This window comes from Salinisphaera sp. T31B1, from assembly GCF_040361275.1.
Classification (GTDB): Bacteria; Pseudomonadota; Gammaproteobacteria; order Nevskiales; family Salinisphaeraceae; genus Salinisphaera.
The window spans coordinates 791516-816820 of sequence record NZ_APNH01000002.1 but is presented as its reverse complement, the minus strand read 5'-3'; the positions used below and the strand labels follow the sequence as shown (position 1 = coordinate 816820).

The window sequence follows — 25305 nt, the reverse complement described above, 5'->3', positions numbered from 1 at the left end:
GCCGGTCGTTTCCGGCTCACGTCACAACGGCAAACGCCATGCAGGAATTACTAGGTCTCGTACTCGATCAGATACGCAACGTCTGGCGATTCCGCTGGGTTGCGCTGGCCGTGGCATGGGCGATCGCCATAGTCGGCTGGCTGTTCGTGTACAGCCTGCCCAATGAGTATCGCTCACAGGCGCGTGTACACATCGATACAAAGTCGGCGATCGGTCCGTTGCTTAGCGGCATGGCGGTATTGCCGAACGCTTCCAGCCAGGTCGACCTGCTGATTCAGACTGTGCTGAGTCGGCCGAACCTGTCGGAAATCGCGCGGCGCACCGGCCTAGACCTGAACGCGACCGGGCCAGAAGAGGAGCAGGCGCTGCTGGATGGCCTGCGTCAGCGCATCAACCTGCGTGCGACGGGCGGCAAGACCGATCTTTATACGATCAACTACGTGAGCCGGGATCCACAAACCGCCCAGGCTGTCGTCCAGCAGGTGATCAACGTGATGACCAACATGGCGATCGGTGAAGGGCGCAACTCGACGGACTCGACTCAGGCCACGGCGTTTCTCTCCAACGAAGTCGACAAGTACAAGCAGCGGCTACAGGATATCGAGCGACAGCTGGCCGATTTCAAGAAGGACAACGCAGAGTTCATGCCCGGCGCCAGCGATTACGCGACTCGCGTACGCAACGCCAACGCCGAGATCGCAAGCCTCCAGGACCAGCTGACGATGGCCCAGCAGCGAAGGGCGAGTCTGCAGGCGGGTGGTACCGGCGGGCCGACCCGTGTATCGGCCGAGAACAGCAGTCAGGTTCGATCGATCGATTCGCAGATCGCCCAACGCCAGCAGCAAGTGCAGCAGTTGCTGGGCAAATACACCGACCAGCATCCCGATGTGATCAGTGCGCGACGCGACCTGGAAAGGCTTCGCCAGGAGCGAGCCAGTACGCTGGCGAATCTACGTGCCAACCCGAGCCAGATCGAAACCACGACCGGTGGTTCGGGCGGCGGAGTTGCTGCTCAGATCGCCGACGCCAGTGCACAGATCAGCACATTGTCGTCGGCCATCGAGCGTAAGAAATCCCAGCTCGACGAACTCAAGGCCGGTGCCGACGATATGACCGACGCGCAGGCCCAGCTAGCCGAATTGTCGCGTAACTATCAGGCCACGCAGGATCAGTATCAGAAACTGTTGACGCGGCTGTACTCGGCGCGCCTATCCACGGATGTGGGTCAGGCGAATGATCCGCTGAAATTTCGCGTCATCGACCCGCCGGAACGGCCTGCCGAGCCGTCCGGCCCGCAGCGAACCGTGCTGATGACCATGGCGTTGTTCGGCGCGCTCGCGGCCGGTGCCGCCTTTGCGTTCTTCCTCAGCCAGATCCGGCCGGTGTATATCAACCGGCGGGCGCTCACCGATGCCACAGGTTTGCCGGTGCTGGGCTCGGTGAGTATGGCGTGGTCGGTGGGCCAGCGTGCGCAACGGCACAGTGGTCTGGTGTTGTTCGTGATCTGTTTCGGCACGTTGCTTGTCGGCTATGTCGGCGCGGTATTGTTCGCGCCGATCGGAGTGAATCTCGTGCCGAATTTCGTCAGTGGTCAATTCCTGTGAGTCTGGTCGAGAAAGCTGCAGAGCGCCTACGTCGCCGCGACGGTTCGCCCACCCGGCCGATGTCTGCGGATGATGGTCAGCCGGCATCGGCGGCGCGCCCGCCGGATCGGCCTGCCGCTCCGGCCGGGAACGGGCGCGCCCAATCAGATGGACAGATCGATATGGCGCGCCTCAGGCGCGCCGGCCTGCTGGCGCCGCGATCCATGGAGGCGGCCATCGCACGCGAGTTCCAGCGTATCAAGCGCCCGATATTGGCGACGTTGACTCGCGAGGCCGCGCCCGGTCGTGGGTCGCAGGCGAGTTTCAACCGGCTCATGGTAACCAGTGCGCATCCGGGTGACGGTAAGACGTTTACGTCCATGAACCTCGCCTTGAGCCTGGCCGCGGAACTGGACCACAGCGTCTTGCTGGTCGACGGCGACGTGATCAAGCCCGGTATCAGTCGGGCGTTGGGTCTCAACGATCGCCCGGGCCTTATGGAACTGCTGGCCGACGAGCAACGCGTGCCGGAAGACTTCATCGTCGCCACCGATATACCGCACCTGTCCGTGCTGCCCGCCGGGCGCCGCGACGGCCAGTCGGCTGAGCGGCTGTCCAGCCGGCGGATGGAGGGACTCGCCAAGGAATTATCGAGCGATCCGTCCCGGATCGTGGTGTTCGATTCGTCGCCGTTGCTCGCCACGGCCGAATCGCAAGCGCTTGCGCTCAACATGGGGCAGATCGTAATGGTCGTGCGCGCCGGGCGGACCGAGCGCCGGGCCGTGGACGCGGCGTTGTCGCTCATCGAACCGAGCAACGCAGAAATCAGTCTGGTACTCAACCAGAGCCGCAAGGGCTTCGGCGACGACTATGATGGGTACTACGGTGTCTATCAGACGGAAGGCAATCCTCATGCGTAATCTGCAGCGTCGTCGCTTGATCCGGCCGTCCCGTTGGCTGGCCACGGCCGGGCCGGTCATCGTGCTGGCCATGCCCATGGCGGCCTGGTCACAGGACGACGGTGGGGTGGGTTCTGCCGCCGGCGGCGCGTCTGCCGAGTCCGCTTCGCCGGGCAGCATGTCCACCGGTACCGGATCGGCCACGGCGAGCGGCGACAGCGAGGACGAGGCTTCGGGACTTGCCAGCGCGATTCGCGACTCGCTCGCCGGCATGAGCGGACTGTCGTTCCAACCCGGCTTCGGCCAGGGGTGTGCGACCTCCGATCTGTCCTACAACGCGTTCGGAGGCGGGTCGATTGCCACGCCGCTACGCTATGCCCCATCGCCGGTAGGCTCGCGCGGGCGCTATGTACAGGCGTCGGTCGCGGCGTCGGAAACCTATACGGACAACCTCAACCGTGACCCCGGCGATCGCGCGATGAGCGACTTTGTAACGTCGGTGGCCCCTCGGATCGATGCCTGCTCGAGCACCGGGCGTGTACGTGGCGAGCTGTCGTATCAGCTGCAGGGGCTGGTCTATGCCAACAACAGCCGCTACAACGATGTGTATAACGACATCAGCGGCAAGACCACGCTTTCGCTGATCGAAAATCGCGTCTATCTCGATGCCGATACGCGTTACGGGCAGACCGTCGTTGACCCGGGGTTCGGTTATGCGCAATCGAACTCGCTGAGCCCGAACCGCAACAAGACGTCTGCGTGGGTCAGCAATATCAGCCCTTATGTCAATCAGTCCCTCGGTCCGGTCGGTCAGGCGCTGCTCCGGTACCGCTATGGCCGTTCTGTCTATGGCGATGCCGATGTGCCGGAATCCACTGTCAACGCGGTGTATCTGAATGTCGTGAGTCCCGACACCGCCGAGCCGCTTAGCTGGCGGGGTAATGTTGTCACCCAGCGGGTGGAACGGACAGGCGGAAATCAGGCGCGCTTTTTCCGGGATAACCAGCTCGATGGCGGCGACACGTTCACCAGCGACGGCAGCGATCCGTCTCGAACGACATATTTCGATCGTGCATCGCTCGAACTCGGCTACCAGGTAACTCAATCCATCCGCTTGCTCGGTGAAGGCGGGGTCGAAAACGACTACAGCAATCCGGACGGTTCCATTGACCGTTATTCCGAACCGTTCTGGAACGCCGGTATCCGATGGACTTCGGCGCGCAACTCGCTGGAAGCCCGATACGGCCATCGGTTTTACGGTTCGACCTATTCACTGAGCGCGCGCCGCACTGGCCGCGTGATGGATGCACGTATCGAATATCGCGAAGAGCCGACCACCCAAGGTCTGAACACACTCAACGGCGCCGGTGCGATCGGTGGCGGGGGCGGTCTGGGCGGCTTCAACGGCGCGGGTGGACCAACGACCTCGTTGTTCGACCGCGGCGTGTTCGTCCAGAAGTCCTGGTCGGCAGCCGTGGATTTCAATTCGGCGCTGACGACGACAACCATCACCGGTTTTCGCCAGAAACGTGAGTATCAGCAGGTCGACGACGACAACGAAACCTACCAGGGCGTGGATATCCGGACCCGCTACGACTTCACCCCGCGGATGGCGCTGACGCCTCAGGCGAGCTGGCAGACACGAGACGGCAACGGGGATTTTCGTGGCTATGACAGCTACGATGCCGGTGTCGCGCTTGAGCGCGCGCTGAGCCGCTCCTCGCAGGCGGCGATCGGGTATGCCCATAGCTGGCGTGATGGAACGTCCGAATACCACGAGAACCGTATCGCCATTCAGTTCCAGAAAAGCTTCTGATTCGAATGTACGAGCGTTTCTACGCGCTGAACGCGCGTCCGTTCCAGTTGATGCCCGATCCGCGGCTGGTCTTCGAAAGCCGCAATCACACCCGGGCGCTGTCCTATCTGATCTACGGCATGGAACGGCGCGAGGGGTTCGTTGTGATCAGCGGCGATGTCGGTACCGGCAAGACGTTGCTATTGCAGACCATGCTGGCTCAGCAGAACTACCGTCAGGGCAGCGTGGCGCGCGTGGCCATGGCCAACATCGATGGCGAGGCTGTGCTTCCGGCGGTCGCCGGCGCATTCGGCGTGGCCTACAAGGGCCGTTCGAAATACGAATTGCTCGACGCACTGGTCGCACGCCTGGCGACGACCCAGGGCTCTTTGCTGATTGTCGACGAGGCGCAGGCTTGTACCGTCGAAGCACTCGAGGAACTGCGCGTGATCTCTAATCTGCAGGCTCAGGGCCGCGCGCTCGTGCAGATTGTGCTGATCGGACAGACCGAGCTGCGCGGCGTGCTCGCACGGCCGTCGATGGCGCATTTACGCCAGCGTATCGTGGCCTCCTATCATCTGCAGCCGCTCGAGCGTGACGAGGTCGAAGGTTATATCGAACACCGATTGGGCAAGGTGGGCTGGCGGCCTGGTCGGCCGTCCATCGGGGCGGGCGTCTATGGCCGTATCCATGAGTGGACAGGCGGTATCCCGAGGCGAATCAATCTGATCATGGATCGATTCCTGCTGTTCGGTTTTCTCGAAGAGCGGCAATCGCTATCGATCGAGGACCTGGAATCGGTCATCGCGGAATTCGAAAAAGAGTTCGCGGGCGACGAATTGGCACTCGACGAGACCGCGGTGGCGGCGCCGAGCGGCGGCGCGGCCGCGTCGAACCTGAATGCGTTGACCGATCGGATCGCCGGGCTGGAACGCGCATTGCGCAACATCTACGGCGACGAACAGGCACAACAGCTGCTTTCGCGGCATCTTGCCGGTGCCGAGCAGCGAGGGTTGGTTGAAGCGTTGCTGCGGGTGGATCAGTTGGAGAGTCTGTTCTCCGAACTTCGCGGGAGTGCGCCGCAGGCCGAGCGCGCTGAACCGACACAGCCTGCGCTGGCAGACTCGCCCACCGCGGCAGCCGGCGTCGACGAAAACCAGTTGAGCTGGTCATCGGCGAGCCGCGATGATCGCAACGACGACTCCGCGCTCAAGCGCTATTTCCGCTGGGCCAAGGGATACTATGACTGATAGCTTTCGTGCTGCCGATACCGGCCGTCTCCCGGATCCGCCGGTCAATGCGATGAGCGTAGATGTGGAGGAGTATTTCCAGGTCTCGGCGTTCGAATCCCACGTGGCCTTCGAACGGTGGGATCGGCTGCCCAGCCGTGTCGAAGCGTCCATGGATCGTATTTTGGCGCTGTTCGAACTGGCGGGAATCCGTGCGACGTTCTTTACGCTCGGCTGGATTGCCGAAAGGCATCCGCAGTTGGTTCGGCGATTGGTGGACGCCGGTCACGAACTCGCCAGCCACGGCATGAACCACGTGCGCGTGATCAATCAGGATCGCGCGGCCTTCCGCGCCGACATCCGCCAGGCGAAGGACGTGCTTGAGCAGACAGGCGGTACGGCCGTGAAAGGCTATCGCGCGGCCAGCTTTTCTATCGGCGCGAGCAATCTGTGGGCGCTCGAGGAACTCGCCGAGGCCGGGTTTACCTATAGTTCGAGTATCTATCCGGGCGTACATGATGCCTACGGTATGCCGGAGGCGCCGCGCTTTTGTTTTCATGCAGGCGGCCTGCTCGAGATCCCGGTAACCACCGTCACCGTCGGGTCGCGGCGACTGCCCTGTGCTGGCGGAGGCTTTTTCCGACTTTATCCCTATACGCTCACGCGGGCGGCCTTGCGACGGGTCAACGCTCGGGATCATCAGCCGGCGGTGTTCTATTTCCACCCTTGGGAAGTGGATCCGGAGCAACCGCGCGTGCCGGGGCTGAGCGCCAAGACACGGGTTCGTCACTATCTGAATATCAGCCGCGTGGAGCCACGGCTGCATCGTCTGCTGGCCGATTTTCGCTGGGACCGCATGGACCGTGTCTTCCCCGTCGGCGACCGTGATGGCCACGCCGCGGAGGCCGCACAATGAGCGATATGCCTTACAGCATCGAGGTGCTCGAGCAGAACACCGCCGAATGGGAGGCCTTTGTCGCCGACGCGCCCGATGCGACTTTTTTTCATCGCGCGGGCTGGAAGCAAGTGATCGAGCAATCGTTTGGCCATCGCTGCTATTTTCTGCAAGCTCGGCGCGATGGCCGGCTGCAGGCCGTGCTGCCGCTCGTTCATGTAAAAAGCCGGCTGTTTGCCAATGCGCTGATTTCCACCCCGTTCTGCGTTTACGGGGGCGCCGTCGCAAAAGAACAGGCCGCGGCCGAAGCGCTGTACCAGCATGCGTGCACGCTTGCCGACCGCCTGGGCGTGGAGTATCTCGAGTCGCGCGAACGCCGCCCGCGCCACGAGGACTGGCCGCGCAAGGATCTGTACTACACCTTCGCGCGCACAATCGCCGATAACGACGAGGACAATCTGAAAGCCATACCGCGGAAACAGCGCGCGGTGGTACGCAAGGCGCTCAAATCGGGGCTCGACTGGCGGCTCGATACGGCCACGGACACCCTGTATTCGCTGTATCTGTACAACATGCGTAGCCTCGGCACGCCGCCGGTGGCGCGTAATTATCTCGATTGCCTGAAATCGGTGTTCGGTGACGATTGCGAGATCCTGACGGTGATCGGTGACGGGGAACCGCAGGCCAGCGTGTTGAGCTTTTATTTCCGCGATCAGGTGCTGCCGTATTATTCCGGCGCCGGGCCGAATGCGCGCGATCACAAGGCCAATGATTACTTGTATTGGGCGCTGATGTCGCACGCCGCCGCGCGGGGCGTGAAGTGGTTCGATTTCGGCCGTAGCAAGCGCGATACGGGGCCGTATCATTTCAAGCGTCACTGGGGGTTCGAACCCGAGCCGCTGCCCTATGAATATTATCTTGCCGGTATCGACGAGATGCCGGATCTGAGTCCGAACAATCCCAAATATGCGTTGTTCATCAAGGCCTGGCAAAAACTGCCGCTCCCGCTGACACGCATGATCGGCCCCTGGCTGGCGCGCGATCTTGGCTAGGCCCATGCGCGAAGTTCTTTTCCTGTGTCACCGGATCCCCTATCCGCCGAACAAGGGCGACAAGATCCGCGCCTATCACTGGTTGCGTGCGCTGGCCTCACGGTATGTCGTGCACCTGGGAACGTTCGTCGACGACCCGGCCGATTGGAGCGGACGGGATACGGTCCAGCAATGGTGCGACCAGACGTGCTTTAGACCGCTCGTGCCAATGCGGGCACGTCTGCGTAGCCTGAACGGGCTGCGCCGCCGGGAGGCGTTGAGCTTTGCGTATTACCGGGATGCGCGGATGAGCCGCTGGGTGAAACAACTGGCCGCGCGCCGCTCTCTCGACGCCGTGATCGCCTTTTCTTCCACGATGGGGCCGTATGCGCTGTCGGTTCCCGATGTACGACGCGTACTGGATTTCGTCGACGTGGACTCGGACAAGTGGGCGCAGTACGCGCGCACAGGCACAGCGCCCATGGCTTGGGTGCACGGCCGGGAGGCACGCAAGCTAGCGGCCGCCGAGGAACGGCTGGCGGATGAATTCGATGCCAGCGTCTTCGTCTCGGACGCGGAAGCGGACTTCTTCCGCCATCGCGCTCCACAGGCCGGGGCACGCATACACGCTATCGCCAACGGCGTCGACGCCGACTATTTTTCAGCCGAAGCCGGGTTCGACCGGCTGAGCGCGCCCGGCCATGGGGCGAGAGTCGTGTTCACCGGAGCAATGGACTACGGCGCCAACGTCGATGCGGTGTGCTGGTTTGCCGAGAAGGTATGGCCCGGAGTACGCGCGGCCTGCGCTGATGCACAGTTCACGATTGTCGGCCTGCGGCCGGCGGCACGCGTTCGGGCGCTGGCGGAGTTGGACGGTATCGAGGTGACCGGCGCGGTCGCCGACGTACGCCCCTACCTGGCGGCGGCGGATGTCGCTGTTGCACCCATGCGAATTGCGCGCGGTATTCAAAACAAGGTTCTCGAGGCCTTTGCCATGGGGCTGCCCGTGGTGATGACACCCCAGGCCGCGGCAGGGCTGCGCCCGGTCGGACCCGAGTTCGCCGATGTGGTCGAGCCGCACCAGGCGTTTGCCGATGCGGTGCTGTCGAGATTTGGATCGAATCCGCAGACGGCCGCAGCGGCTCGGGGCTATGTGAGCCGATACTATGGCTGGCCGGCGCGTTTCGACGAATTGTTGTCGCTGGTCGAAGGGGCGTCGTCCACGTCCCAGTCGTCTGTGAAGGAGGGTGCATGAACCCCTGGTCCGGCTCTTCTTCCGCGCCTCTGGCGTCCGATGCGCAATCGGCGGGCAATCAGAGCGGGTTGCATCTCGCCTTTGTGGCGACGTGCTTGCTCTGGCTGATTGCCTATCTGCCCACCTATCTCTCGCTGGTGGAAACCTGGTCGCGAACCGGTACGTTTCAGTTCGCCTTCCTTATCTTTCCTATCTGCGCGGTACTCGTCTGGGGCCGTCGGCACTGGCTTGCTCGCGTATATGCCGAGCCGGCACCGCATGGTCTCTGGGCGGCCCTGGCTCTGGCGATGCTGTGGCTGGTGGGTGCGGTGGCCGATATCAACCTGTTCCAGCACATCGCCGCGGTTACCATCTGGCCGGTATGGATCTACGTGTTCTACGGTTGGCCCGTCGCACGGATACTGGCGTTTCCCATGGGGTACGTGCTGTTTGCGATTCCGTTCGGCAATTTCATGGTGGTGCCGCTTCAGACGATCACCGCGCATCTGTCGGTTGCCGTGCTTCATCTGACCGATGTGCCGGTGCTCATGGAAGGGCACTTCATCGATACACCGGCGGCTAAATGGCATGTGGCCGAGGCCTGCAGCGGAGTGAAGTTCTTCGTCGCCACCACCGCCTTCGGTGTGCTCTACGCGCACCTGTTTTTCACCAGTCTGACGCGTCGTCTGATCTTCGTGGCCAGTTCCATGATCGTGCCGATCATTGCCAACGGACTGCGTGTGTTCTTCACGATCCTGATCGGCGAGCATTTCGGTATCGAGTACGCCTCGGGCACCGATCACGCGATCTTCGGATGGCAGTTCTTCGGCACGGTGCTGGTGCTGCTTTTCTTCGCGGGCTGGCCGTTTCACCAACCGCCGGCCAGACCGCCTGCGGCGACTTCGAGCGCTCGATGCGCGCGGCGCTCGGATATCATGCGGCTCGCGCTGTTCGCCGCCGCGATCGTGGTCGTGCCCGCGGTATTGGGTTCAACGCTGGGCAGCGTCGATGTCGCGGCCAACGCGGCGCCTGGGCTCGACGGGCATGGCGAGGGATGAGTAGTGCCGACGGCCGCCCGCGTATTGTTCACGTGCTCGACCGCTTCGGCATCGGCGGCATGGAGCAGGTGGCGCTGGCACTGATCGGCCGAACGCTCGAGCGCTATGATCACCGCATCGTGTGCCTGCGTGGTACGGGTGAGCTCGCACCGCGCGTGGAGGCGTTGGGCGTGGTCGTCGAGAGTATCGACAAGAAGCCCGGCAAGGATCCGCGCGCTTACGCGCGTCTTTGTAAACGGCTGCGGCAATTACGGCCGGCGGTCGTTCATACATACAATATCGGCGCGCTGGATGTGGCGTTCTGGGCACGTCTGGCAGGCGTGCCGCGTGTGGTGCACGCCGAACACGGTCGCGACGTGTCGGACCCCGAAGGCCGCAGTGCCAAGTACCGTTGGCTGCGCCGCGTGATGGCACCGTTGATCAGTGTCTACGTACCAGTTTCCCAGGATCTGGCTCGCTGGTTGCGTAACGATGTGAAGCTGCCTGCCTCGCGTATACAACTCATTTACAACGGCATCGATACAGCGCGCTATGCCGTGGCCAGCGGTGCCGGCACGCGGTCGGAGGCGCTGCGGATCGGTAGCGTCGGTCGGCTCGATCCGGTCAAGGGCTTCGACCGGCTGATCGAGGCGATCGCTCGGCTGAACGATCGAAACGCTCGGCTGGCCACGCTCCATATTGTTGGGGATGGGCCGGCCCGTACGAGTCTTGAGCAAAAGATCGTCGACGAGGGTCTTTCCGAGCGCGTTTTCCTGCACGGCAGTCGCGACGACGTGCCGGCTTTTCTTGCGGATCTCGACGTCTATGTCTGTTCATCGATCGCCGAGGGGGTCGCGTTGACCGTACTCGAGGCCATGGCCGCCTCGCGCCCCATCGTGGCGACCGCAGTCGGTGGCAATCCCGAGCTCATCGATCATGAGCGTAACGGCCTGCTGGTACCGAGCCGGGACGCCGGCGCGCTCGCGAAGGCGGTCGGACGGTTGCTCGACGATCGGACCCTGGCGGTGAAACTCGGCGACGCCGCGCGCGAGGATGTCTGTGCCCGGTTCAGCGTCGAGGCGATGATCGACGGTTACTGCACGCTCTACGACCGGCTCATTCAGGGCCACAGGAAGACAGTATGTGTGGATTGACCGGCATCGTGACCGGCGACGGGCGGATTCCGGATCGCGCCGTGCTGGATGCGATGAACACCGCTCAGGCGCATCGAGGCCCGGACCAGCACGATCTGGTCCTGGTCGAGGGCGCGGGTCTGGCGCATCGCCGGCTGACGATTCTCGACCCGACCAGCGGCGAACAGCCGATGCGAAGTGCCGATGGGCGCTTTACGCTGGTCTACAACGGTGAGATCTATAATTATCGACAGCTGAATATCGAACTCGAAGCGGCCGGCTACCGTTTCCCCGGCCACTGTGATACGGACACGTTGCTCGCCGCCTGGCAGCACTGGGGGCCCGACTGTGTCGGGCATCTGCGCGGGATGTTTGCCTTTGCCGTATGGGATGCCCGTGAGCAGCGACTGTTTCTGGCACGCGATCGCCTGGGCATCAAGCCGCTCTACTACGCGCTGACGCCGGACGGCGACCTGCTGTTCGGTTCCGAGCTCAAGACGTTGATGGCCCATCCCCGAATGACGCGTGAAATCGAGCCACGCGCGCTTGAAGGGTTTCTGGGGCTGGGCTACGTGCCCGAGCCTTATGCGATCTTTCGCAATGCGTTCAAGCTCAGTGCCGGCCATACGCTGGCCTGGCAGGCCGGCCAGGGCCGTCCTGCAGAGCGGGCGTATTGGGACGTGCAATTCCCACCGTCGGATGACTCGGGCGCCGGCACGGAGACGCTGGCCGAAGAGCTTCACAGCCGTCTCGATGAGTCTGTCCGCATGCGGCTGGTGGCCGACGTGCCGCTCGGCGCATTCCTGTCCGGAGGCGTCGACTCGAGTGCCGTGGTCTCCCTCATGGCCGGCGCGTCGAGCGATCCCGTCAAGACCTGTGCGATCGGGTTCGACAATCAGGCGTTCGATGAATCCGATCATGCTCGAACCGTGGCACGCCGATTCGCGACCGATCATCGCGAGCACCGGATCGCAAGCCAGGAGTTCGGCTTGATCGACACGCTCGTGGATGTCTACGACGAGCCGTTTGCCGATAGTTCGGCGCTGCCTACGTATCGCGTCTGCGAGCTTGCACGACGTCAGGTCAAGGTGGCTCTGTCCGGCGATGGTGGAGACGAAAATTTTGCCGGCTACCGCCGCTATCGACTACACCTGAACGAATCGCGCGCTCGGGCGCGGATTCCGAGCGCGATCCGCCAACCACTGTTTGGTCTGTTGGGCCGCGTGTACCCTAAGCTCGACCGCGCGCCACGCCTACTGCGTGCCAAGACGACGTTTCAGTCGCTGGCGATGGATACCGCCGAAGCCTACTGCCATAGCGTATCGGTGATTCCGCAGGATTTACGCGAACAGCTGTACTCGGACGCGTTCAAACAGGAGCTCGGTGGCTACCGCGTCCGCGATCTGTTTGTGCATCATGGGCAGGCTGCAGGCAGCGATCATCCGCTGTCCGTGGCGCAATATCTCGATTTCAAGACCTGGTTGCCGGGCGGTATTCTCACGAAGGTTGATCGCGCGAGCATGGCCCACGGTCTGGAAGTACGCGTGCCGCTGCTCGATCACGAGTTCGTGGAATGGGCGGCTTCGCTGGCGCCGGGCCATAAACTCAACAAAGGCCAGGGCAAGTACGTTTTGAAGAAGGCGTTCGAGCGGGACCTGCCGCACGACATTCTGTATCGCTCGAAGCAGGGGTTTTCCGTGCCGCTGGCAAATTGGTTCAGAGGCCCCCTGCGCGAGACGGCACGGCACGCATTGACCGAAGGGGCGCTGGTCGAATCCGGGCTGTTCAAGCCCGCGGCACTTGCGCGACTGTGGGAACAGCACACCCAGGGCCAACGCGACCACGGTGCGAGTCTCTGGGTTCTGCTTATGCTGTCTCGTTTCATGGAAAGGGAAATGGGCAGGCAATCCCCGACGTTCACCGATACTGGCAATGCGCCGAGAGTCGTTCATGCCTGAATACGCCCCATCTCCTGTCGACGGCCGTCAACTTCTACTGCTGTTCGGTATGCCGCGTTCGGGCACCACCTGGCTGGGCAAGCTGTTCGACAGCCACCCCCATGTGCTCTATCGACACGAGCCGGACACCTGGCGACCGCTACCCGCATTGGGGGATCAGGTTTGCCGGGCCGAGTTCGCGGGCAATCTCCGAGATTTCGTAGCGGCGATGCCGGATTTCCGTTCGCTGCGTGTCGCCGGCAAGCGCCCGTTGTTTGCAAAAGCCTACGGTTCGTCGACCGGATTTCAGTTGATGCGTGCCAGTGCGGAACTGGCACGCGTGGCCAGCCGCGTATATGCCGAGTTTCCGATTCTGGTACATCAGAACGGCGACCAGGATGCCGAACGGCTCCTGGTATGGAAATCGATTCAGTCATTGGGACGGTTGCCCGAGATGCTGGCAATGCTGGAGCAGGCGCGCGGAATCCATATTCTGCGCCATCCCTGTGGCTATATCGCATCCGTGCGGCGAGGTATCCAGAGCAAGAGCTTTACCGATAACTCCGCCGACAGCCTCGTTTATGGCGTGGCCAGAAGATCTGTAGGAACGCCAGTGGGCGAACGGTTCGGCTTTGACGACGGCCACCAGCAACAGCTATCGGCCTTGACGCCGGAAGAACGGTTGGCCTGGCACTGGGTGCTGATCAACGAACGCGTCCATATGGCGTTGACAGGCAGCGACCGTTATCTGCCCGTGCACTATGAAACCATTTGTCGGGATCCTCTGAGGGGGGTTCAATCGATGTTCGATTTTGCCGGGCTGTCAGTGAGTGATCAGACCCGAGATTTCGTGGCATCCAGTACCCAACGCAGTCGCGCCGATTATTACAGCGTATTCAAGGATCCGGAGGTCGCCGCCTGGCGTTGGCGTGATGAACTCGACTCGGACACGGTCCAGCGCGTGATGGCGATCGTGTCGCGCAGCGACGTGGGGCAAGCCTATCTGGCGATGAAGCCGCCAGAGTCGTCCGCGTCGTGACGACTGCCGTTGGCACGATCCGGCTGGCGGTTTTTACCAGCCTGTATCCGAACAGCATGTTTCCACGCCACGGCGTGTTCGTCGAGGAGCGGCTGCGGCAATTGATCGCCAGTGGGCGCGTGGAGGCCCGGGTGATCGCGCCTGTCCCATGGTTTTTTTCGCGTGACGCGCGTTTCGGACACTATGCGCGGCAGGCGAGGGTGCCCGTGGTTGAATATCGACACGGCATACGCATCGATCACCCACGCTATGTTGTCGTCCCCAAAGTCGGCATGACGCTCGGGCCGGCCAGTATTGCGCGTGCCGGCGTCGCAGCGCTCGAGACGCTGTTAGCGGACGGGTTCGATTTCGACCTGATCGATGCGCATTATGTCTATCCGGATGGCGTCGCTGCTTCACGGCTTGGCCAACGCTTTGGCCGGCCGGTGGTGATGACTGCACGCGGTGCTGATTTGAACAGTATTGCCGAAATGTCCATACCCGGGCGACAGATTCGAGCGGCGATGCGCGGCGTTGAGGGAATGATCACCGTGTCGAGATCGCTGGCCGACAAGGCGCGCTTGCTCGGCCTGGCGCCGCGACGCCTGCAAACGCTACGCAACGGCGTCGACCTGAGCCGGTTCACCCTGGCCGATCGCGATGCCGGGCGCAAGCGGCTGGGCCTCGACGGGCCCGTCTGGCTGTGCGTGGGTCATCTGATCGAGCGCAAAGGGATGCATGTCGCGATCGACGCCTTGGCACGGGTGCCGGACGCCGAGTTGATCATCGCCGGCGACGGGCCGGAAGAAGCTGCGTTGAAACGCCAGGTCGCATCGCTCGGTGTAGCTGGGCGCACACGATTCGTCGGAGCGGTCGAGCATGATGCGCTCGTCGAATACTACAACGCCGCCGACGCGCTGATTCTGGCTTCGCGCTCCGAAGGCATGCCGAACGTGTTGCTGGAAGCACTGGCCTGCGGACTAGCGGTCATCGCCAATCCCGTGGATGGCATCCCTGAAATCATGACCGATCGACTGGCCGGGCGGTTGACCGATGATCGTACAGGTGAGGCCGTCGTGCGTGCCTGGGAGGATCTGCAGGAACAGGAACTGACGCCAGCGGGGCGGGCGGACCGGCGAGCCTGGGCGGAGCAGTTCAGCTGGCAAGCGACGACCGACGGCCAACTCGCCCTATACGACGATATTCTGTCCACGCGGGCCGGAACGGCGACGGAGCACCGACCATGAAGATTCTCCACGTTCTAGACCACTCGGCGCCTCTCCACAGCGGCTATACGTTCCGCACGCTCGCGTTGGTCAACGAGCAGCGCAAGCGAGGCTGGCAACCGGTGCTCATGACCGGCCCCAAGCAGAACAGCGGCGAACTGCTCGAGCAAAGCGCCCAGGGCTGGGATTTTTACCGCACGCCGTCACCGTCGGGGCGGCTGGCGCAGTGGCCGGTCGCCGGCGAGCTGTTGATCGTTCGTGCGATAGAAAAGCGGCTGCGTGAGCTCGTTGCGACGGTGCAGCCCGATCTGATTCACGCCCACTCGCCGGTGCTGAATGGCCTCGCTGCGTTGCGCGTGGCGAACTCGGCCGGCCTGCCGCTGGTGTATGAAGTTCGCGCGTTCTGGGAAGATGCAGCCGTCGAGCACGGTACGCATACTGAAAGAGGGCCGCGTTATCGGGCGACGCGCGCACTGGAGACGTATGTGCTCAAGCGGGCTGACGCGGTTACGACCATCTGCGAGGGTCTGCGGCGGGATATCGTTGCCCGCGGCGTCGCCTCTCAGCGGGTGACGGTTATTCCCAATGCGGTGGATGTCGAGCGGTTCACCTATGCCCCGGCCTACGATGCGGCGCTGGCGCAGGCCCTCGGGGTTCAGGGATGCTACGTGCTTGGCTTCGCGGGATCGTTCTACGGCTATGAAGGCTTGGAGATTGCGATCCGCGCAATGGCCGAAGAATGCGTGGCCCAGCGCGATATCAAGCTGTTGCTGGTCGGTGGCGGTCCCGAGGACGACCGCCTGAAATCGCTGGCCGCTGAATTGGGCGTAGGGGCGCGCGTCGTGTTCACCGGTCGCGTGCCACACGATGAGATCGATCGTTACTACGGATTGATGGATCTGCTCGTGTTTCCCCGCGTGCGCCATCGGCTGACCGAACTCGTGACGCCGCTCAAACCGCTCGAGGCAATGGCCCAGGGCAAACTGGTGGCTGCCTCCGACGTCGGTGGGCATCGCGAGCTGATCGATGACGGCCGCACCGGATTTCTCTTCGCACCCGAGTCGGCTGCCGCGCTGGCAGCCCAGATCGCCCAGCTGGTGGATATGCCGGTTCGCGGGCTGGAGGCCGTGCGTCAAGCCGGTCGCCGTTTCGTTGAATCCGAGCGAACCTGGCAAGGCAGCGCGGCCCGCTACGCGACCGTTTATAACGCGCTGACTCGTACAACGGCCGCTCGGCGGCCCGGCTGATTCGCTATGGGCAGTCGGTTTATGACGCCGGCCGTAGTCGTGGGCGGCGGGATCAACGGGCTCGGCGTAGTGCGCAGTCTTGGACAGGCCGGTGTGCCGACTATCGTCATCGATGCGAACGCCGCCGCGCCGGCGCTGCGGAGCCGCTACGCGAAAGCGGTGATCAGTGGCGGTGATCAGCCCAGTGACATCGTCCATGCACTCGAATCCGTAGCCGGTCGGCTTTCCCCGCTGAGGCCGGTATTGATACTCACCACCGAGCAAGCGGTCGCTGCGGTAGCGTCAAACTATGGCTCGATGTCCAAGCGCTTCCACCTGACCATGGGCGCACCGAGCCGGCTGGAACCGGCGTTGCACAAGGACGGCGTACGGACGATTGCGCTCGAGGCTGGCCTGGCGATCCCCCGGACCATCCATATCACGGAACGCGAACAGCTCGATGCCATCGCGCGGTGCAAACTGCCCCTCGTCGTCAAGCCCGGCCGTCGCACGCCGGCCTACGAACAAGCATTCGATAAGGCCTATCGTGTCGACGATTACGACAGCGCGCGGCATCTGATCGCGCGCATCCTGCCCGTATTGCCAGACGTGATCGTCCAGGAATGGGTTGTCGGTCTTGATAGCGATCTGTATTTCTGTTTGCAGTATCGGCCGCTGAACGGTGGACGCGCGTTTTCGTTCGTCGGACGCAAGCTGGTCTGCTGGCCGCCGCGTGTCGGTGGCACGGCGAGTTGTACCGCTGCTCCCGAGGCCGGAGAATTGGTCGAGGCTACGGACCGCTTCTTCGAACACGCGGGCATTCGGGGGTTGGCAAGCATGGAATACAAGTACGATATGACGCGCAATGCGTACGTCATCGTGGAGCCAACAGTCGGCCGCACCGACTTCCAGGAAGAAATCGCCACACTTTGTGGCACCAATCTTCCATTGCTGGCGTATTGCGATACGCTTGATCTGGCCGCGCCGGCGCGCCTGCCGCCTGGGACCCGAGTCCGGGTATGGCGTGAGCGATACGGCACGGCTCGTTCGGCGGCCCATCCTCACGCAGAGCCGGCGGTGATGCCCGAGGGCGCGCAGGTCGTCGATGCGCTGCAACGCTGGAATGATCCGGGACCTGCGGTTGCGTCGTTGGTGGCTCGCGTGGAGCGTCGGCTGCCGCGTATCGGACGACGTAAGTCATGATCCGTTCGGCTTGGCTGTCGCTTCGTCGAACGCTCGGTTGGCCGACGGACGACGCGTTGCCCGATCTCGACGTCGCGTTACACGCGGCCGCGGACTGGATCGCAAGAGCCCAGGACGCCACCCCGGACGGTGGGGTATCGGCTTTCTATGACGGGCGCCGACGTGTCTGGGCGGGATCATATCCGGAGACCACCGGATATATTATCCCGACGTTCTTCGAATATGCTGCGCGCAGCGGGCGCGACGAATTTTTCGAACGGGCCATCCGCATGGCGCACTGGGAATCGGATATACAGCTATCCGACGGTGCGGTTCGGGCCGGCACGCTCGATTCCAAAGACCAAATCGTGCCCACTATATTCAACACGGGGCAAGTGCTGTTCGGCTGGGCTGCAGCCTATCGGGCCACCGGCGACTCGCGCTTTGCCGAATCGTTGCGGCGCGCCTGCGACTGGTTGCTGGCCGCACAGGATGACGACGGCGCATGGCGGCGCTACGGCTCACCGTTCTGCAGCTCCCAGATCAATACATACAACACGCGTGTGGCGTTCGGCCTGGTGCAGGCGGCCGAGGTGCTCGGCGAGCATCGCTATACAACGGCGGCCATCGCCAACATAGAGTGGGCGCTGCGCCAGCGCCGGCCCAATGGGTGGTTCGACTACAACGATCTGGACGACAACGACCGCCCGTTGACCCATACGATTGCCTATGCATTGCGGGGCATCATGGAGGTCGGTATCCGCCAGGGCGTGGACGGTTACGTGGCGCAGGCCGCCGCGACCGCGCGTTGTGTCGCCGACCGGATAAGATCGGATGGCAGCCTGCCGGGCCGCTTCGATGATAATTGGCGCGCGAGCGGGCGCTGGTCGTGTTTGACGGGTAATGTGCAGATGGCCGGCATCTGGCTGAGATTGTCCGAATACGGGGTATCCGGCGATTGGCATTCGCCGGCGCGCCGGTGTATTGCTTTCACCCAGACTCGCCAGAAGCGAGACCATCCCGACGAGGGTGTCCGGGGGGCCATTCCGGGCTCCGCGCCTCTCAACGGTCAATACATGCCGGGACGATATCCGAACTGGGCAGCCCGATTCTTTATGGATGCCTTGATGAACTTCGATGCGGCCCGGGAGCCTGGCTGATGCGCGCGCTTGTACTGCTGATGTTCGTGACCGCCACGATACCCATGGCCTTCATGCGCCCGGTTGTCGGGCTGATGCTGTGGATTCTGTTCAGCTACATGAACCCCCATCGTGTGGCCTACGGCTTTGCGACCGGGTTCAACTGGGTCATGATAACCGCGCTGGTGACAATGATTGCCACCATGGCCCATAGCGATCAACGCCAGCCGCTGCGCATGACGCCGGTCATGGTGGCCATGACCCTGTTCCTGGTCTGGACCGGAATCACCGCGCTTACGGCCGTCGAGGCGGACATGGCGCGTACCGAGTGGGTTCGGTTCTTCAAGATCCTGTTGATGGCGTATTTCACGCTCATACTCGTCACCGACCGACAGAAGCTGCACTGGGTGTTGTGGACGATCGTGCTGTCATTCGGCTTCTGGGGGTTCAAGGGCGGCCTGTTCACGCTGATGACCGGCGGCAGTTACAACGTGATGGGGCCGATTAAGAGTTTCTTCCGGGATAACAACGGTTTCGCGCTCGTCATGTGCATGAGCATTCCGTTCATGCGCTACATGCAGCTGCACGAACCGAGGAAATGGTGCCGGATCGGTCTATGGGTACTGATGGGGCTGACCGCTTTTTCCATCATCGGCACCTATTCCCGGGGCGGTCTGCTGGCATTGGGCGTGACCAGCATCATGTTGCTGTACAAGAGCCGTCACCGCCGATCCCTGATACTGGTCATGCCGATCCTGGCGATCGGCCTGGCATCGTTCATGCCGCAGCAGTGGTATGACCGGATGAATACCATCGACCAGTACGAGGAGGATCAGTCGGCGCAGGGGCGGCTCGATTCCTGGAAGTTCGCAACCAATGTCGCGATAGCCAATCCGCTACTCGGCGGTGGGATGCGGGTATGGGCGAGCAGCGACATGTGGAATACCTATGGCCCGCCCGGCGCGAAGCATCGGGCTATTCACAGCATATTCTTCGAGGTGCTGGGCGAGCACGGCTTCGTCGGGTTCGGGTTGTTCGTGGGCATGCTCGCCACCGCCTGGCTCAGTCTGGCGCGGATCAGAAAGCGAACACGCGGTTCGCCCGATACGGCCTGGATGGGCGATCTCGCCAGCATGATGCAGGTATCGCTGCTCGCGTACATGGCCGCGGGAGCATTCCTGCCGATGCCGTATTTCGACCTGTTCTATCAGATGCTCGCGATCACGGCCGTACTCAATGTGCTGCTTGAACGGGCCGTCAGGTCCGAGGCTGTCCGTAGTCCCGGTGATACGCCGTCGCCCGCGTCCGGTACGACGCCCGACGTCGGCCCGCCTGGGCGCAGGGAAATCAGGCCTCGGACTAGACGACCGGCGCGAGGCCGCAAGACCGGCCCGAACGGTGTCCAGGATCTTCCGTGGTGGTAAGCGAATTGACTGAACAACCGGCGGAAGACGCCACCAGCGGCACCGATGCGTGCTCTGCGATACTGCTGATCGCCTATCACTTCCCGCCGGACGCTTCGTCCACCGGACGGTTACGCACACTTGGCTTCGCACGCCATCTGCCGGCTCACGGCTGGCGGCCGGTCGTGTTGGCGCCGACTCCGCGTGCCTATGAGCGTGTCGACGTACAAGGGTTGTCCGATGTGCCTGCGGACCTGCCCGTCTACCGAACGCCGGCCATCGATGCACGCAGACACCTGGGTTGGCGTGGTAAATACAGCGCGCTGACGGCCGTGCCCGACCGATGGGTATCCTGGTGGCCTACCGCCGTGGCCCGCGGGCTGGCGTTGATCCGCCGCCACCGTGTTCGGGTTATCTGGTCGACGTATCCGATCGGGACCACCCACTTGGTTGCGCTGACGTTATCCCGTATCACCGGGTTGCCTTGGATTGCCGATTTCCGAGACCCGGTGGTGCCGGCGGGCACCGCGTTGCAACAGCGCGCGATGAAATCGATCGAGCGGCGCACCATGGACTGCGCGAAAGCCGTGGTGTTCACCACGCCCGGCGCACGCGCATCGTATGCAAGACGCTTTCCAGCGCTGGCCGATGCCGGACGACTCCATGTCATCCCCAATGGGTTCGAGGACGAGAGCCTGGCCACGATCGCCGCCCCGCCGAACCCGACGGAGCGAGACGTGGTCAAGCTGGTTCACAGCGGCCTGCTGTATCCGAAGGGTCGTAACCCGGAACCGTTCTTCGAGGCGCTTTCGCAACTCAAGCGCGACGGGGTTGTGGGCAGCACCCGTCTACGGGTGACCCTGCGTGCGAGCGGCTCGGAGGATATCTATCAACGCATGGTGGAGACGCTCGATATCACGGATATGGTGGATCTCGCTCCGCCGATTCCGTATCAGGACGCGTTAGCTGAGCAGGCGGCCGCTCACGGCCTGTTACTGTTCCAGGGCACGGAGTTCAACGCCCAGATTCCTGCCAAGATCTTCGAATATCTTCGTATCGGACGCCCCGTATTCGCACTGATCGGCGCCGGCGGTGATACCGCGGCGTTACTCGATGAGACCGGCGGAGCCGCAGTGGCGCCCATAGACGACGCCCAGGCGATCGCCGACAAGTTGCGTGTATTTCTCGGCCAGATCCGAGCAGCACAACAGCCAAGTGTGGACGAAAGGGCGCTCGCCCGTTACACGAGAAGCGCAGGAACGGCGAAGCTCGCCGGGCTGGCCAGGGAGATTGAGTTATGCGATTGACGAGAGCTGTTTGTAAGCATTGGCTTGCGCATAGTTTATGGCTGTTCGTTTCGACTTGGTTGCTAGCAGGTTGCGGGGGGGCGGCAGCTGTCGTTTCACTAGCCAAAGACGCAGCCCCACTACCGGCGGGCACCGTGACCACGGTTCGCCTGACCGATCTAGACGAGGCAGGCTGTCGTTTTGCGCCGGTCACTTTTGGCCAGCCGTTTCGCACGGGAGACCTGCCGGCTGGCCAGACACTGCGCGCAGAATATAAAGGCGAGCGACTGGCTACCCAGGTCGATATAAAAGCACGGAACGAGGATGGCTCAGCGCGCCATGCTGTGATCACGGTGCAAGCGCCTTGTGAAGACGACGCTGTAATCGCACTAGTCGCCGAGGCCCAACCGGACGCGGCACGACCTGCCGAGGTCCTTCGGATGGCAGATGTACTAGATACAGCCTTTGATACCGTGTTTAGAGCAAATGCGGCCGAAGGCCAATGGCGCGTGTCCGCACGTGAGTTGTTTACGCAAATCCAGCGAGATGGTGGCTGTGAACAAGCGACTATTTACTGTCGTAAATGGTTGGCGGGCCCACTAGTGTCAGAATGGATTGTCGGCGCACCACCGACTAACACTAAGGGCGACAGACAACCGCATCTGGAAGTGTATTTTGCCGTGCGGGCCTACGGGCCATCAAGCGTCGAGAAAGTACGAGTCGACGTGATTGCGGAGAATGCCTGGGCGTATGTCAAAGAGCCGCGTAACTTGAATTACGTCGCGACGATTTCGATTCCCAGTGCCTCCACTTTCCAAACACACCAATTAGAACATTATCGCCAAGCGCGCTGGCATAAGACTATGTGGTGGGGTAAAAGCTCCAAAGCGCCGCTATACGCTGCCTTGAATCCGGCTTATATTCAATCCACACCGGCGCTGCCGAACTATCAGGACATTCGTTTAAATCCCAAGTTGGCCAACAAGGTGCGCCAGCATTGCGATCCGCTTAAATCGTGCGATTTGTCGAAACAGATGCAGATCACCGGGGCTCAATCACAGATTGGACCTTTGCCACGCTGGAGTAGCGCTTATGTCATCGATACAGACTACCGCTTGTACCGATGGATGCTTGCCAATAGTGATGCTTTAGGTGCGTATAACATTCACTATCGGGAAAAAGATCACCATATTCCGTTATCGCTCAAAAAACATCCGTGTGCTACAACGCTATGGGCGGCTCGGTCGGCTAGCTGCGATGTGGCTCCTCACAACGATGACCGCTTTCCCCTGTGCGCCGACAAAGGGCGATGCAAAACGCCACTCAAGGCCGACAATGCGCATCATCCGGCGCCCGCATACGTGGCTTATCTGGCGACCGGTGACTGGTACTATGCTTCTGAAATGGAATTCTGGGCGAACTGGTCGATTTTTTGGCAGAATCCGAAATATCGAGGTTATGACGAAGGTCTCGTTCACTCGACTCAGCTACGAGGTCAAGCGTGGGCGCTTCGTTCGTTGGGTGATGCGGCCTATATTCTGCCGGATGATTCGTCTTTGAAGTCATATTTCAACGACGTTATTTCGAGAAATCTTGAGTGGTATAACAAGCGTTATACCGATAGTCCGGATTCGAACAGGCTTGGTGCTGTCGCTAGCTGGGGCGCCGTGATCTATAAGAACGGCAGCGCCGAACGCACCGGTATTGCGACCTGGCAGCAATCATTTTTCAACTGGACGGTAGGTAATCTCGCCGAACAGGGATTTGACGGTGCCGATCGGTTACTCGATTGGACCAGCAAATTCCAAATCGGTTTGATGACGAGCCCTGACTACTGTTGGCCACTGGCGTCCGCTTACCAGGTCCGGTTACGAAATACGAAGGATAGTCCGTATTACACTGACTTCGGCGCAGTCTACAAAAACACGTTTCCCGAGCTAATTGGTGCAGGGTGCGCGCCGGACAAGCTCAATGTCGCGTTAGCCGACAAATATGGCAAGAAAAAATGGCACTATCCGGCAAATACGATGGTGGGATATCCGAAATCCGCAACGGGGTTTCCAGCGAATTTTCAGATAGGACTGGCGGCAGCGGCTGGTTCCAAGAATCCAGGGGCTGCTGAGGCTTGGCGACTATTCATCAGTCGACCTGTCAAGCCGGATTATAGCTGGGCGCCCCAGTTTGCAATTGCACCGCGGTAGCGTCAGCGCGACCTATCGATACGCGAACGGTTTCTAACAGATCCCGCGTCTAGAGTATGACGAGAACGTGCGTGCTGCTGTTTGCGGCGCGATTATATTGTTAGCGTAAAGCTGACGGGGCGAAGGAACCGGCAATCAATGGAAAACAGCGACAAAGAAAATTTGTTATATCGGAAGCAATTCCTGTTGATGCATTCCGATCAAGATAATGAGTTCGCCAAGCCATTGTCTGCATGGTCCAAGGTCGTCTGGGGTGACTACGAACTCCATCTTCACCCAGATTTACCTTATGAGCACGCGAGTGTAGGTCGCATCGAAATTGTGTGTCTCGGCATAATTCTCGATCCCGACAATCCGGCAAACAGCAGCAGGCGTGTGATCGAGAATATAACGCGTCAGGTCGAAGATTCCGAGTCTTTAGAGCTCGAGCTCGAAAGGATGGGTGGCCGTTTCGTGCTCTGTTGTCGTATGGGCGGCAGGCATTTCTTGTACCACGATGCGTGTGGATTCAAGACAGTATTTCTGTATTCGGACGGTCATCACCGAATTGTGGCGTCTCAGCCGCAAATCGTTGCGGATTTGCTGGGGCTGAAACGCGCTCGCGATTACACCGAACTATTAAAAAAATATCGATCGCCGACGTGGCCGCCGTATGTATACCCGTTTGATAATTTCAAGCAATTATTACCGAACCGGCGGATCGACCTCAATACTTATACAGTGGCTCGCTTTTGGCCGAAGCAGGATCCTGAGCTTCAAGCGGTACCGGTGGCTGTGGATCGTATCTATCAGGATACGCAAGGGTTGATGCGTGCAATTCTAGCGCGCTATTCAGGCTATGTGTCGCTTACCGGAGGCCACGACTCGCGCGCCGTAGCTGCGGTCGCCGCTGGAATCGGAGGCGCCATAGAAGCCTTCAGTTTTAATTACCGGGGCATTCCACGTCACGACGCGGTTTTGCCCGGTAAGATAGCTAACATTGCGGGTCTGAAGCATGTTACTCACGAAAGCAGTGATTTCGACGAATACCTGCTTGATATATTGGACAGAAATTCCAGTTATATGTGTTTTGATCCTTCCAGACGGGAAGCAGAGGCGCTCGGCCGAATATTGGGCTCGGGGGGGGTCAACATGCAAGGGTTTATAGGTGAGCTGTTGCGTAATTCGTTTGGCTACATTGCGCCCGCTCAGGCCAGCGCCGAGAGCTTAGCCAAGCGAGCCTTTATGCCGCCTTTGGACTTCGTGCACGAAGGGACGCTGCAATGGCTGAGCGAGGCGCCTGTGGATAGCAGTATCTTAGCTGATCTTCTTTATTGGGATGTGAAAATGGGAATTTGGGGCGCCTCGTGCATTACCTGCAAAGAAGCGCTGGCGGAAGTGATTCCGCCAATGAGCTCGCGACGCATTATCAGCGCTGCTTTGAGCGTAGATAAGGATGCGCGATTCAGGGAGAAAGCGTTGCACCACGGCCTTTATGCGAAATGTAGCTCGCGGTTGTCTAAGGTGAAGATTAATACGACACATATGCAGGAGTTTGCGCAAATTTTTCCAGTCCCATGGCGCATGAGAAAAAAACATGGCCTGCACGATTAATTGAGGTCTTCGATCTGATCTGTTAGTACCGGGTCAAAATTGATAGGTTCTCGCCGAAAGATATGTGGCGACTCGCGAAGGTGACGATCCGCTCGCGCATGGCCTACTACCCGACGCGTCAATCCATCGCATCGCCGGTTGTCGACAACCTGATCGGGGTCAGGGCGCGCCAAAATTGGCCGGCATATCGAACATTTTTCGCCCTTAAATTTTAGCCTTCTGAGGGCCGACGCGATTTTGGCCAGCCACTAAGGACAT

Annotated in this window: 19 protein-coding genes; all 19 read left to right on the top strand. The window is 61.3% G+C overall.

The window, feature by feature from the left end:
• Positions 1 to 38: 38 nt before the first annotated feature.
• The 19 genes from T31B1_RS10610 (at position 39) to T31B1_RS10520 (ending at position 25047) form a co-directional block, all read left to right on the top strand.
• Positions 39 to 1604, top strand: a complete 1566-nt coding sequence (locus T31B1_RS10610) for an XrtA system polysaccharide chain length determinant (protein WP_353249442.1) — start codon at positions 39 to 41, stop codon at positions 1602 to 1604.
• 161 nt (positions 1605 to 1765) lie between these two features.
• Complete coding sequence (locus tag T31B1_RS10605) at positions 1766 to 2503, top strand: P-loop NTPase family protein (protein ID WP_353249441.1); 738 nt, start codon at positions 1766 to 1768, stop codon at positions 2501 to 2503.
• Positions 2496 to 4298 (top strand): TIGR03016 family PEP-CTERM system-associated outer membrane protein, encoded by a 1803-nt coding sequence (locus tag T31B1_RS10600; RefSeq protein ID WP_353249440.1) that lies wholly within the window; start codon positions 2496 to 2498, stop codon positions 4296 to 4298. Before T31B1_RS10605 ends, T31B1_RS10600 begins: the two co-directional genes overlap by 8 nt.
• A gap of 5 nt (positions 4299 to 4303) precedes the next feature.
• The gene (locus T31B1_RS10595; RefSeq protein ID WP_353249439.1) at positions 4304 to 5527 is read left to right on the top strand and encodes an AAA family ATPase; all 1224 of its coding nucleotides are present in this window, start codon (positions 4304 to 4306) and stop codon (positions 5525 to 5527) included.
• Positions 5520 to 6422 (top strand): XrtA system polysaccharide deacetylase, encoded by a 903-nt coding sequence (locus T31B1_RS10590; RefSeq protein ID WP_353249438.1) that lies wholly within the window; start codon positions 5520 to 5522, stop codon positions 6420 to 6422. Before T31B1_RS10595 ends, T31B1_RS10590 begins: the two co-directional genes overlap by 8 nt.
• Positions 6419 to 7453, top strand: a complete 1035-nt coding sequence (locus tag T31B1_RS10585) for a FemAB family XrtA/PEP-CTERM system-associated protein (protein ID WP_353249437.1) — start codon at positions 6419 to 6421, stop codon at positions 7451 to 7453. Before T31B1_RS10590 ends, T31B1_RS10585 begins: the two co-directional genes overlap by 4 nt.
• Before the next feature lie 4 nt (positions 7454 to 7457).
• Positions 7458 to 8687 carry a TIGR03087 family PEP-CTERM/XrtA system glycosyltransferase gene (locus tag T31B1_RS10580; protein WP_353249436.1) on the top strand — a complete coding sequence of 410 codons (1230 nt, stop codon included), beginning with the start codon at positions 7458 to 7460 and terminating at the stop codon, positions 8685 to 8687.
• Entirely contained in the window at positions 8684 to 9724 is a 1041-nt protein-coding gene (xrtA, locus tag T31B1_RS10575) for an exosortase A (RefSeq protein ID WP_353249435.1), read from the top strand. Before T31B1_RS10580 ends, xrtA begins: the two co-directional genes overlap by 4 nt.
• Positions 9721 to 10857, top strand: coding sequence for a glycosyltransferase (locus tag T31B1_RS10570; RefSeq protein ID WP_353249434.1), 1137 nt, complete (start codon positions 9721 to 9723; stop codon positions 10855 to 10857). The genes xrtA and T31B1_RS10570 overlap by 4 nt, the downstream gene beginning before the upstream one ends.
• Entirely contained in the window at positions 10845 to 12794 is a 1950-nt protein-coding gene (locus T31B1_RS10565) for an XrtA/PEP-CTERM system amidotransferase (RefSeq protein ID WP_353249433.1), read from the top strand. The genes T31B1_RS10570 and T31B1_RS10565 overlap by 13 nt, the downstream gene beginning before the upstream one ends.
• The gene (locus T31B1_RS10560; protein WP_353249432.1) at positions 12787 to 13812 is read left to right on the top strand and encodes a sulfotransferase family protein; all 1026 of its coding nucleotides are present in this window, start codon (positions 12787 to 12789) and stop codon (positions 13810 to 13812) included. Before T31B1_RS10565 ends, T31B1_RS10560 begins: the two co-directional genes overlap by 8 nt.
• Positions 13809 to 15038 carry a glycosyltransferase family 4 protein gene (locus T31B1_RS10555; protein ID WP_353249431.1) on the top strand — a complete coding sequence of 410 codons (1230 nt, stop codon included), beginning with the start codon at positions 13809 to 13811 and terminating at the stop codon, positions 15036 to 15038. Before T31B1_RS10560 ends, T31B1_RS10555 begins: the two co-directional genes overlap by 4 nt.
• Complete coding sequence (locus T31B1_RS10550; protein WP_353249430.1) at positions 15035 to 16264, top strand: TIGR04063 family PEP-CTERM/XrtA system glycosyltransferase; 1230 nt, start codon at positions 15035 to 15037, stop codon at positions 16262 to 16264. Before T31B1_RS10555 ends, T31B1_RS10550 begins: the two co-directional genes overlap by 4 nt.
• A gap of 6 nt (positions 16265 to 16270) precedes the next feature.
• The gene (locus tag T31B1_RS10545; protein WP_353249429.1) at positions 16271 to 17446 is read left to right on the top strand and encodes a carboxylate--amine ligase; all 1176 of its coding nucleotides are present in this window, start codon (positions 16271 to 16273) and stop codon (positions 17444 to 17446) included.
• Positions 17443 to 18585 carry a pectate lyase gene (locus T31B1_RS10540; protein ID WP_353249428.1) on the top strand — a complete coding sequence of 381 codons (1143 nt, stop codon included), beginning with the start codon at positions 17443 to 17445 and terminating at the stop codon, positions 18583 to 18585. Before T31B1_RS10545 ends, T31B1_RS10540 begins: the two co-directional genes overlap by 4 nt.
• A complete protein-coding gene (locus T31B1_RS10535; RefSeq protein WP_353249427.1) occupies positions 18585 to 19988 on the top strand; it encodes a putative O-glycosylation ligase, exosortase A system-associated in 1404 nt (467 codons plus the stop codon). The genes T31B1_RS10540 and T31B1_RS10535 overlap by 1 nt, the downstream gene beginning before the upstream one ends.
• Positions 19979 to 21274, top strand: a complete 1296-nt coding sequence (locus tag T31B1_RS10530; RefSeq protein WP_353249426.1) for a glycosyltransferase — start codon at positions 19979 to 19981, stop codon at positions 21272 to 21274. The genes T31B1_RS10535 and T31B1_RS10530 overlap by 10 nt, the downstream gene beginning before the upstream one ends.
• 134 nt (positions 21275 to 21408) lie before the next feature.
• Positions 21409 to 23454 (top strand): hypothetical protein, encoded by a 2046-nt coding sequence (locus tag T31B1_RS10525; RefSeq protein ID WP_353249425.1) that lies wholly within the window; start codon positions 21409 to 21411, stop codon positions 23452 to 23454.
• A gap of 138 nt (positions 23455 to 23592) precedes the next feature.
• Positions 23593 to 25047 carry a hypothetical protein gene (locus T31B1_RS10520; RefSeq protein WP_353249424.1) on the top strand — a complete coding sequence of 485 codons (1455 nt, stop codon included), beginning with the start codon at positions 23593 to 23595 and terminating at the stop codon, positions 25045 to 25047.
• Positions 25048 to 25305: the final 258 nt, after the last annotated feature.